This is a genomic window from Escherichia sp. WS33 (genome assembly GCF_046486385.1).
Classification (GTDB): domain Bacteria; phylum Pseudomonadota; class Gammaproteobacteria; order Enterobacterales; family Enterobacteriaceae; genus ECMA0423.
The window spans coordinates 1-10,316 of record NZ_JBJQLJ010000053.1 but is presented as its reverse complement, the minus strand read 5'-3'; the positions used below and the strand labels follow the sequence as shown (position 1 = coordinate 10,316).

The following is a 10,316-nucleotide window of genomic DNA, read 5'->3' as shown; positions in this document are numbered from 1 at the left end:
GGCGGCCGTAGCGCGGTGGTCCCACCTGACCCCATGCCGAACTCAGAAGTGAAACGCCGTAGCGCCGATGGTAGTGTGGGGTCTCCCCATGCGAGAGTAGGGAACTGCCAGGCATCAAATTAAGCAGTAAGCCGGTCATAAAACCGGTGGTTGTAAAAGAATTCGGTGGAGCGGTAGTTCAGTCGGTTAGAATACCTGCCTGTCACGCAGGGGGTCGCGGGTTCGAGTCCCGTCCGTTCCGCCACCCTAATTAGGGGCGTAGTTCAATTGGTAGAGCACCGGTCTCCAAAACCGGGTGTTGGGAGTTCGAGTCTCTCCGCCCCTGCCAGAAATCATCCTTAGCGAAAGCTAAGGATTTTTTTTATCTGAAATAACCCTCTCCGAAGTAAATCCTTCTACCGGCATCCTTGCCAGCCATTCATATTAATACACTTCATCCAGCACGTTAATTTTCAAAAGATCGCGAATCAACGTATTTTTATCGCTATTTTGCAGCCATATGGCATAAAGCGGCCGTGAAAGTGTTGTGCTATCGACAACGGTATGCAGGCCGCCTTTTTTACGCGCCCAGCTGACGGGTAGCCAGGTGCAACCATTAAGCATCGCAATCTGTTGCTGTGCCAGTTCAGCAGAACTGGTTGTCAGAATGGGCACTTCGTCAGCACCGATCAAACCTGCCTCATGCTGTTGAAAATCTGGCCCCCACTCAAGTCGCAGATAATTAAGATCTCCCTTTAGTTTTGAAGGGGCACTGGTATAAAGCGCTAAAGTGAAATATCCCAGCAACTGACTACTAAATTCGTCCATTTTGGGCGCTTCAGTGGTAATAAGAAGATCAAGCTGGCGTTCATGCAGCTGTTTTACCAGAGACTGCCGTTGGGCAATTCGCGCTTCGAACTGTAAGCCTGTATGGGCATCCTGATTTTGATACAAACGTCCCAGCCACTGATTAAGCATACATTCCCACAATGAGGCGCTGGCACCGATAGAAAACTCGTTATGTCGTGAGGTATGCGCCACCTCCTTGCGGGCGGCCTGCCAGGTGCTCATGAGCGTTTCTGCATAAGGCAGTAGTTTTTCACCGGCAGCGGTTAAACGGATATTGTTTCTGTGGCGGGTGAAAAGGTTCACACCCAGTTGATTTTCCAGTTGTCTGATTCGAAAGCTCACTGCTGACTGGGTCAGATAGAGCGATTCAGCCGCTCGACCAAAGTGACGCGTTCGGCTAACTTCCAGGAAAGTTTTTAACAATTCCGTATCCACAGTGCTCTCCGCAAAATTATTTGTCGTTATGATTTAAATGTTTTGTTTTACACTCTGTCAAGCGTAACTAATACTCCGCGCCATAACTAGCTCGGTCAAAGAATTAGGAGCGTGCAGGATGGCGGAAAGCTTTACGACGACTAATCGATATTTCGACAATAAACATTATCCACGTGGATTCTCTCGTCATGGTGATTTCACCATCAAAGAGGCACAACTGCTTGAGCGTCATGGTTATGCCTTCAATGAGTTGGATCTTGGCAAACGCGAGCCGGTTACCGAGGAAGAGAAACTCTTCGTAGCAGTATGCCGTGGCGAACGTGAGCCAGTGACAGAAGCAGAACGCGTGTGGTCCAAGTATATGACGCGTATTAAGCGTCCAAAACGTTTTCACACCCTTTCCGGCGGTAAACCGCAGGTTGAAGGTGCTGAAGACTACACCGATTCTGATGATTAATAAAAAGGGCGAAATGCCCTTTTTTTATGTCAGTAGTTTTTGCAGATGGATGAGCAAACGGTCAATCGCACGATAGCTAACTGCCTCCTGCAAATGCTGACGTGTGATAATGTCAGACTGATCAATATCAGCAATGGTTCGTGCAACTTTCAATAACCGCTGCCAGGCACGAATCGATAACCCCAGATGGATCAGTGTTCCTTCCAACCACATCGCATCTTCGCTCTCAAGTTTGCAGAATTGGCGTATTTCCGGACTATCCAGCCAGGCATTCAGTTTATTCTGCCGCTTAAATTGGCGCTCTCTGGCGGCCATTACGCGTTGTTTAACGGTGGCGCTGCTTTCTCCCGGCACTACCGTTTTACTCAAAATGCCGGGGGGTGGTAATGGGATCTCCAGTGAGAGATCGAAGCGGTCGAGAAAGGGCCCCGAGAGCCGGTTGAGATAACGTAATGTCTGTTCTGGCGTGCAGCGGTTATGGTTTCCCTGATAATGTCCGGTAGGGCTGGGATTCATCGCCGCAACAAGCTGGAAACGGGCTGGATAGGTTATTTTGGCTCGTGTGCGTGAAAGATGGATCTGCCCGGATTCAATCGGCTCTCGCAAGGCATCCAGTGTACGCCGTTCAAATTCAGGTAGCTCATCAAGAAAAAGCACGCCGTTATGCGCCAACGAAATTTCACCTGGCCCTGGAATTGCACCACCGCCCACCATCGCAGTTAACGACGCACTGTGATGCGGTGAGCGGAACGGGCGCTGCCGCCATTGTTTTTGTACTGATTCAGCATTTACCAGACTTAATATCGCAGCGCTCTCCAGTGCCTCTTCATTGCTTAAATCTGGCAACAGGCCATTAATACGGCTGGCGAGCATTGTTTTACCTGTTCCCGGCGGCCCAATCAGTAAAAGGTTGTGCCCGCCAGCGGCGGTAATTTCCAGTCCTCGCTTTCCTTGCTCCTGACCGACAACATCACTGAGATCATGTTGTAGCGCCCGGGATACTGCATCAGTTGGTTTCGGGCGTTCGAGAGCGTGCTTACCTTCCAGAAACGCACAGACAGCCTGCAGATGATCGGCTATCAGGCATCCTTCACCGTTAATTAGCCCCACTTCATCTTCGTTATCTTTCGCGACGATAATTTTTCTGCCCGACTTAATAGCTTCAGTTGCACTGGAGATTGCGCCGGGAACGCCACGCAGAGCGCCTGTAAGCGCCAGTTCTCCGACTAATTCATATTCATCTAACTTATTGGCTGTAAGCTGTTCTGAGGCCGCCAGCAACGCAATGGCGATAGGTAAATCATATCGTCCCCCTTCTTTTGGCAGATCGGCTGGAGCCAGGTTGATGGTGATTTTTTTCGCCGGATATTCATATCCGCTATTGATAATGGCGCTGCGCACGCGATCGCGAGCTTCTTTTACAGTTGTTTCTGGTAAGCCCACCATCGTTAAGCCGGGTAGACCTTTACTGATATGTACCTCAACAGTGATTGGGGGCGCATTTACTCCCAGGGCTGCGCGGGTATGAACAATTGACAGTGACATAAGCCCTCCTTGAGTCACCATTATGTGCATAAGATATCGCTGCTGTAGCCCGCTAATTCGTGAATTTTAGTGGCTGATTCCTGTTTATTTGTGCAAGTGAAGTTGAGTTGTTCTGGCGGTGGAATGATGCTCGCAAAAATGCAGCGGACAAAGGATGAACTACGAGGGAGGGAACAACATTCGTACTGAAATTGAATTTTTTTCACTCACTATTTTCTTTTTAAAAAACAACAATTTCTATTGAAATTATTAAAGCCATCATAAAAAACGGCCAAAAAATATCTTGTGCTATTCGCAAAATCTATGGTAACTCTTTAGGCATTCCTTCGAACAAGATGCAAGAAAAGACAAAATGACAGCCCTTCTACGAGTGATTAGCTTGGTCGTGATTAGCGTGGTGGTGATTATTATCCCACCGTGCGGGGCTGCACTTGGACGAGGAAAGGCTTAGAGATCAAGCCTTAACGAACTAAGACCCCCGCACCGAAAGGTCCGGGGGTTTTTTTTGACCTTAAAAACATAACCGAGGAGCAGACAATGAATAACAGCACAAAATTCTGTTTCTCAAGATTCAGGACGGGGAACTAACTATGAATGGCGCACAGTGGGTGGTACATGCGTTGCGGGCACAGGGTGTGAACACCGTTTTCGGTTATCCGGGTGGCGCAATTATGCCGGTTTACGATGCATTGTATGACGGCGGCGTGGAGCACTTGCTGTGCCGACATGAGCAGGGTGCGGCAATGGCGGCTATCGGTTATGCTCGTGCTACCGGCAAAACTGGCGTATGTATCGCCACGTCTGGTCCGGGCGCAACCAACCTGATAACCGGGCTTGCGGACGCACTGTTAGATTCTATCCCTGTTGTTGCCATCACCGGTCAAGTGTCCGCACCGTTTATCGGCACTGACGCATTTCAGGAAGTGGATGTCCTGGGATTGTCGTTAGCCTGTACCAAGCACAGCTTTCTGGTGCAGTCGCTGGAAGAGTTGCCGCGCATTATGGCTGAAGCATTCGACGTTGCCAGCTCAGGTCGTCCTGGTCCGGTTCTGGTCGATATCCCAAAAGATATCCAGTTAGCCAGCGGCGACCTGGAACCGTGGTTCACCACCGTTGAAAACGAAGTGACTTTCCCACATGCCGAAGTCGAGCAAGTGCGCCAGATGCTGGCAAAAGCGCAAAAACCGATGCTGTACGTTGGTGGTGGCGTGGGTATGGCGCAGGCAGTTCCTGCTTTACGAGAATTTCTCGCTACCACAAAAATGCCTGCCACCTGCACGCTGAAAGGGCTGGGCGCAGTTGAAGCAGATTATCCGTACTATCTGGGCATGCTGGGAATGCATGGCACCAAAGCGGCGAACTTCGCGGTGCAGGAGTGCGACTTGCTGATCGCCGTGGGTGCACGTTTTGATGACCGGGTGACCGGCAAACTGAACACCTTCGCACCACACGCCAGTGTTATCCATATGGATATCGACCCGGCAGAAATGAACAAGCTGCGTCAGGCACATGTGGCATTACAAGGTGATTTAAATGCTCTGTTACCAGCATTACAGCAGCCGTTAAATATCAATGACTGGCAGCTACACTGCGCGCAGCTGCGTGATGAACATGCCTGGCGTTACGACCATCCCGGTGACGCTATCTACGCGCCATTGTTGTTAAAACAACTGTCGGATCGTAAACCTGCGGATTGCGTCGTGACCACAGATGTGGGGCAGCACCAGATGTGGGCTGCGCAGCACATCGCCCATACTCGCCCGGAAAATTTCATCACCTCCAGCGGCTTAGGCACCATGGGTTTCGGTTTACCGGCGGCGGTTGGCGCGCAAGTCGCGCGACCGAACGATACCGTCGTCTGTATCTCCGGTGACGGCTCTTTCATGATGAATGTACAAGAGCTGGGCACCGTAAAACGTAAGCAGTTACCGTTGAAAATCGTCTTACTCGATAACCAACGGTTAGGGATGGTTCGACAATGGCAGCAACTGTTTTTCCAGGAACGATATAGCGAAACCACCCTTACCGATAACCCCGATTTTCTCATGTTAGCCAGCGCCTTCGGCATCCCTGGCCAACACATCACCCGTAAAGACCAGGTTGAAGCGGCACTCGACACCATGCTGAACAGTGATGGGCCATACCTGCTTCATGTCTCAATCGACGAACTTGAGAACGTCTGGCCGCTGGTGCCGCCTGGTGCCAGTAATTCAGAAATGTTGGAGAAATTATCATGATGCAACATCAGGTCAATGTATCGGCTCGCTTCAATCCGGAAACCTTAGAACGTGTTTTACGCGTGGTGCGTCATCGTGGTTTCCACGTCTGCTCAATGAATATGGCCGCCGCCAGCGATGCACAAAATATAAATATCGAATTGACCGTTGCCAGCCCACGGTCGGTCGACTTACTGTTTAGTCAGTTAAATAAACTGGTGGACGTCGCACACGTTGCCATCTGCCAGAGCACAACCACATCACAACAAATCCGCGCCTGAGCGCAAAAGGAATATAAAAATGACCACGAAGAAAGCTGATTACATTTGGTTCAATGGGGAGATGGTTCGCTGGGAAGACGCGAAGGTGCATGTGATGTCGCACGCGCTGCACTATGGCACTTCGGTTTTTGAAGGCATCCGTTGCTACGACTCGCACAAAGGACCGGTTGTATTCCGCCATCGTGAGCATATGCAGCGTCTGCATGACTCCGCCAAAATCTATCGCTTCCCGGTTTCGCAGAGCATTGATGAGCTGATGGAAGCTTGTCGTGACGTGATCCGCAAAAATAATCTCACCAGCGCCTATATCCGTCCGCTGATCTTCGTCGGTGATGTTGGCATGGGAGTAAACCCGCCAGCGGGATACTCAACCGACGTGATTATCGCTGCTTTCCCGTGGGGAGCGTATCTGGGCGCAGAAGCGCTGGAGCAGGGGATCGATGCGATGGTTTCCTCCTGGAACCGCGCAGCACCAAACACCATCCCAACCGCGGCAAAAGCCGGTGGTAACTACCTCTCTTCCCTGCTGGTGGGTAGCGAAGCGCGCCGCCACGGTTATCAGGAAGGTATCGCGCTGGATGTGAACGGTTATATCTCTGAAGGCGCAGGCGAAAACCTGTTTGAAGTGAAAGATGGTGTGCTGTTCACCCCACCGTTCACCTCCTCCGCGCTGCCGGGTATTACCCGTGATGCCATCATCAAACTGGCGAAAGAGCTGGGAATTGAAGTGCGTGAGCAGGTTCTGTCGCGCGAATCCCTGTACCTGGCGGATGAAGTGTTTATGTCCGGTACTGCGGCAGAAATCACGCCAGTGCGCAGCGTAGACGGTATTCAGGTTGGCGAAGGCCGTTGTGGCCCGGTTACCAAACGCATTCAGCAAGCCTTCTTCGGCCTCTTCACTGGCGAAACCGAAGATAAATGGGGCTGGTTAGATCAAGTTAATCAATAAATACAAAAAATGGGACGGCACGCACCGTCCCATTTACGAGACAGACACTGGGAGTAAATAAAGTATGCCTAAGTACCGTTCCGCCACCACCACTCATGGTCGTAATATGGCGGGTGCTCGTGCGCTGTGGCGCGCCACCGGAATGACCGACGCCGATTTTGGCAAGCCGATTATCGCGGTTGTGAACTCGTTCACCCAATTTGTACCGGGTCACGTCCATCTGCGCGATCTCGGTAAACTGGTCGCCGAACAAATTGAAGCGGCTGGCGGCGTTGCCAAAGAGTTCAACACCATTGCGGTGGATGATGGGATTGCCATGGGCCACGGGGGGATGCTTTATTCACTGCCATCTCGCGAACTGATCGCTGATTCCGTTGAGTATATGGTCAACGCCCACTGCGCCGACGCCATGGTCTGCATCTCTAACTGCGACAAAATCACCCCGGGGATGCTGATGGCTTCCCTGCGCCTGAATATTCCGGTGATCTTTGTTTCCGGCGGCCCGATGGAGGCCGGGAAAACCAAACTTTCCGATCAGATCATCAAGCTCGATCTGGTTGATGCGATGATCCAGGGCGCAGACCCGAAAGTATCTGACTCCCAGAGCGATCAGGTTGAACGTTCCGCGTGTCCGACCTGCGGTTCCTGCTCCGGGATGTTTACCGCTAACTCAATGAACTGCCTGACCGAAGCGCTGGGCCTGTCGCAGCCGGGCAACGGCTCGCTGCTGGCAACCCACGCCGACCGTAAGCAGCTGTTCCTTAATGCTGGTAAACGCATTGTTGAATTGACCAAACGTTATTACGAGCAAAACGACGAAAGTGCACTGCCGCGTAATATCGCCAGTAAGGCGGCGTTTGAAAACGCCATGACGCTGGATATCGCGATGGGTGGATCGACTAACACAGTACTTCACCTGCTGGCGGCGGCGCAGGAAGCGGAAATCGACTTCACCATGAGTGATATCGATAAGCTTTCCCGCAAGGTTCCACAGCTGTGTAAAGTTGCGCCGAGCACCCAGAAATACCATATGGAAGATGTTCACCGTGCTGGTGGTGTTATCGGTATTCTCGGCGAACTGGATCGCGCGGGGTTACTGAACCGTGATGTGAAAAACGTACTTGGCCTGACGTTGCCGCAAACGCTGGAACAATACGACGTTATGCTGACCCAGGATGACGCGGTAAAAAATATGTTCCGCGCCGGCCCTGCGGGTATTCGTACCACACAGGCATTCTCGCAGGATTGCCGTTGGGATTCTCTCGATGACGATCGCGCCAATGGCTGTATCCGCTCGCTGGAACACGCCTACAGCAAAGACGGCGGCCTGGCGGTGCTCTACGGTAATTTCGCAGAAAACGGCTGCATCGTTAAAACCGCGGGCGTCGATGACAGCATCCTCAAATTCACCGGCCCGGCGAAAGTGTACGAAAGCCAGGACGACGCGGTAGAAGCGATCCTCGGTGGCAAAGTTGTCGCGGGCGATGTGGTGGTGATCCGCTATGAAGGCCCGAAAGGCGGCCCTGGCATGCAGGAAATGCTCTACCCAACCAGCTTCCTGAAATCAATGGGTCTCGGTAAAGCCTGTGCGCTGATCACCGACGGTCGTTTCTCTGGCGGCACCTCTGGTCTTTCCATCGGCCACGTCTCACCGGAAGCGGCAAGCGGCGGCAGCATTGGCCTGATTGAAGATGGTGACCTGATCGCTATCGACATCCCGAACCGTGGCATTCAGTTACAGGTAAGCGATGCCGAACTGGCGGCGCGTCGTGAAGCGCAGGAAGCTCGGGGTGACAAAGCCTGGACGCCGAAAAACCGTGAACGTCAGGTTTCCTTTGCCCTGCGCGCCTACGCCAGCCTGGCAACCAGCGCCGACAAAGGTGCGGTGCGCGATAAATCGAAACTGGGGGGTTAATAATGGCTGACTCGCAACCCCTGTCCGGTGCTCCGGAAGGTGCCGAATATTTAAGAGCAGTGCTGCGTGCGCCGGTTTACGAGGCGGCGCAGGTTACGCCGCTACAAAAAATGGAAAAACTGTCGTCGCGTCTTGATAACGTCATTCTGGTGAAGCGCGAAGATCGCCAGCCAGTGCACAGCTTTAAGCTGCGCGGCGCATACGCCATGATGGCGGGCCTGACGGAAGAACAAAAAGCGCACGGCGTGATCACTGCTTCTGCGGGTAACCACGCGCAGGGCGTCGCGTTTTCTTCTGCGCGGTTAGGCGTGAAGGCCCTGATCGTTATGCCAACCGCCACCGCCGACATCAAAGTCGATGCGGTACGTGGATTCGGCGGCGAAGTGCTGCTTCATGGCGCGAACTTTGACGAAGCGAAAGCTAAAGCGATCGAACTGTCACAGCAGCAGGGGTTCACCTGGGTGCCGCCGTTCGACCATCCGATGGTGATTGCCGGGCAAGGCACGCTGGCGCTGGAACTGCTCCAGCAGGACGCCCATCTCGACCGCGTATTTGTGCCAGTCGGCGGCGGCGGTCTGGCGGCGGGCGTTGCGGTGCTGATCAAACAACTGATGCCACAAATCAAAGTGATCGCCGTAGAAGCGGAAGACTCCGCCTGCCTGAAAGCAGCGCTGGATGCGGGTCATCCGGTTGATCTGCCGCGCGTAGGGCTATTTGCTGAAGGCGTAGCGGTAAAACGCATCGGTGACGAAACCTTCCGTTTATGCCAGGAGTATCTCGACGACATCATCACCGTCGATAGTGATGCGATCTGTGCGGCGATGAAGGATTTATTCGAAGATGTGCGCGCGGTGGCGGAACCCTCTGGCGCGCTGGCGCTGGCGGGAATGAAAAAATATATCGCCCAGCACAACATTCGCGGCGAACGGCTGGCGCATATTCTTTCCGGTGCCAACGTGAACTTCCACGGCCTGCGCTACGTCTCGGAACGCTGCGAACTGGGCGAACAGCGTGAAGCGTTGTTGGCGGTGACCATTCCGGAAGAAAAAGGCAGCTTCCTCAAATTCTGCCAACTGCTTGGCGGGCGATCGGTCACCGAGTTCAACTACCGTTTTGCCGATGCCAAAAACGCCTGCATCTTTGTCGGCGTGCGCCTGAGCCGCGGCCTCGAAGAGCGCAAAGAAATTTTGCAGATGCTCAACGACGGCGGCTACAGCGTGGTGGATCTCTCCGACGACGAAATGGCGAAGTTGCATGTGCGCTATATGGTCGGCGGGCGTCCGTCACATCCGTTGCAGGAACGCCTCTACAGCTTCGAATTCCCGGAATCACCGGGCGCGCTGCTGCGCTTCCTCAACACGCTGGGTACGCACTGGAACATTTCTTTGTTCCACTATCGCAGCCATGGCACCGACTACGGGCGCGTACTGGCGGCGTTCGAACTCGGCGACCATGAACCGGATTTCGAAACCCGGCTAAATGAGCTGGGCTACGATTGCCACGACGAAACCAATAATCCGGCGTTCAGGTTCTTTTTGGCGGGTTAGGGAAAAATGCCTGATAGCGCTTCGCTTATCAGGCCTTGTATTATCCCTCCAGTGCAGAGAAAATCGGCCAGTTTTCTCTGCCTGCAGTCCGCATGCCGTATCGGGCCTTGGGTTCTAACCTGTTGCGTAGATTTATGCAGCGG

General features: G+C 53.0%; 10 protein-coding genes, 2 tRNA genes and 1 rRNA gene. 11 read left to right on the top strand and 2 right to left on the bottom strand.

Annotated features, from left to right (window positions below; genetic code table 11):
- From rrf to ACJHXA_RS23145, 3 genes are all read left to right on the top strand, one after another.
- Positions 1-113, top strand: a 5S ribosomal RNA gene (gene rrf / locus ACJHXA_RS23155); the annotation flags it as partial.
- 54 nt (positions 114-167) lie between these two features.
- Positions 168-244, top strand: a tRNA-Asp gene (locus ACJHXA_RS23150).
- A gap of 8 nt (positions 245-252) precedes the next feature.
- Positions 253-328: transfer RNA gene (locus ACJHXA_RS23145), tRNA-Trp, on the top strand.
- A 95-nt stretch (positions 329-423) separates the two neighbouring features.
- Here ACJHXA_RS23145 and hdfR read toward each other — a convergent pair.
- Entirely contained in the window at positions 424-1,263 is an 840-nt protein-coding gene (gene hdfR, locus ACJHXA_RS23140) for an HTH-type transcriptional regulator HdfR (protein WP_000379246.1), read from the bottom strand.
- A 118-nt stretch (positions 1,264-1,381) separates the two neighbouring features.
- Between hdfR and maoP the strand changes: the two genes are divergently transcribed.
- Entirely contained in the window at positions 1,382-1,720 is a 339-nt protein-coding gene (gene maoP / locus ACJHXA_RS23135) for a macrodomain Ori organization protein MaoP (RefSeq protein ID WP_000841001.1), read from the top strand.
- Positions 1,721-1,744: 24 nt separating this feature from the next.
- Here the strand turns inward: maoP and ACJHXA_RS23130 are convergent, their stop codons facing one another.
- Complete coding sequence (locus ACJHXA_RS23130; protein ID WP_000058976.1) at positions 1,745-3,265, bottom strand: YifB family Mg chelatase-like AAA ATPase; 1,521 nt, start codon at positions 3,263-3,265, stop codon at positions 1,745-1,747.
- Positions 3,266-3,617: 352 nt separating this feature from the next.
- On the opposite strand from ACJHXA_RS23130, the gene ilvL reads away from it, so the two are divergent.
- From ilvL to ilvA, 7 genes are all read left to right on the top strand, one after another.
- On the top strand, positions 3,618-3,716 hold the full coding sequence (gene ilvL, locus ACJHXA_RS23125) for an ilv operon leader peptide (RefSeq protein ID WP_001311244.1): 99 nt from the start codon (positions 3,618-3,620) through the stop codon (positions 3,714-3,716).
- Positions 3,717-3,802: 86 nt separating this feature from the next.
- A complete protein-coding gene (gene ilvX / locus ACJHXA_RS23120) occupies positions 3,803-3,853 on the top strand; it encodes a peptide IlvX (RefSeq protein WP_001387183.1) in 51 nt (16 codons plus the stop codon).
- A gap of 2 nt (positions 3,854-3,855) precedes the next feature.
- Positions 3,856-5,502 (top strand): acetolactate synthase 2 catalytic subunit, encoded by a 1,647-nt coding sequence (ilvG, locus tag ACJHXA_RS23115; protein ID WP_001012633.1) that lies wholly within the window; start codon positions 3,856-3,858, stop codon positions 5,500-5,502.
- A complete protein-coding gene (ilvM, locus tag ACJHXA_RS23110; protein ID WP_000983255.1) occupies positions 5,499-5,762 on the top strand; it encodes an acetolactate synthase 2 small subunit in 264 nt (87 codons plus the stop codon). Before ilvG ends, ilvM begins: the two co-directional genes overlap by 4 nt.
- A 19-nt stretch (positions 5,763-5,781) precedes the next feature.
- Positions 5,782-6,711, top strand: coding sequence for a branched-chain-amino-acid transaminase (ilvE, locus tag ACJHXA_RS23105; protein ID WP_000208520.1), 930 nt, complete (start codon positions 5,782-5,784; stop codon positions 6,709-6,711).
- A 64-nt stretch (positions 6,712-6,775) separates the two neighbouring features.
- A complete protein-coding gene (gene ilvD / locus ACJHXA_RS23100; protein ID WP_001127394.1) occupies positions 6,776-8,626 on the top strand; it encodes a dihydroxy-acid dehydratase in 1,851 nt (616 codons plus the stop codon).
- Positions 8,627-8,628: 2 nt separating this feature from the next.
- A complete protein-coding gene (ilvA, locus tag ACJHXA_RS23095; RefSeq protein ID WP_000785599.1) occupies positions 8,629-10,173 on the top strand; it encodes a threonine ammonia-lyase, biosynthetic in 1,545 nt (514 codons plus the stop codon).
- Positions 10,174-10,316 lie beyond the last annotated feature (143 nt).

Coding starts and splice junctions, on each gene's coding strand:
- ACJHXA_RS23130 (WP_000058976.1), bottom strand. CDS start 3,265: ATGTCACTGTCAATTGTTCATACCCGCGCAGCCCTGGGAGTAAATGCG.
- ilvA (WP_000785599.1), top strand. CDS start 8,629: ATGGCTGACTCGCAACCCCTGTCCGGTGCTCCGGAAGGTGCCGAATAT.
- ilvM (WP_000983255.1), top strand. CDS start 5,499: ATGATGCAACATCAGGTCAATGTATCGGCTCGCTTCAATCCGGAAACC.
- ilvD (WP_001127394.1), top strand. CDS start 6,776: ATGCCTAAGTACCGTTCCGCCACCACCACTCATGGTCGTAATATGGCG.
- ilvG (WP_001012633.1), top strand. CDS start 3,856: ATGAATGGCGCACAGTGGGTGGTACATGCGTTGCGGGCACAGGGTGTG.
- maoP (WP_000841001.1), top strand. CDS start 1,382: ATGGCGGAAAGCTTTACGACGACTAATCGATATTTCGACAATAAACAT.
- ilvE (WP_000208520.1), top strand. CDS start 5,782: ATGACCACGAAGAAAGCTGATTACATTTGGTTCAATGGGGAGATGGTT.
- ilvL (WP_001311244.1), top strand. CDS start 3,618: ATGACAGCCCTTCTACGAGTGATTAGCTTGGTCGTGATTAGCGTGGTG.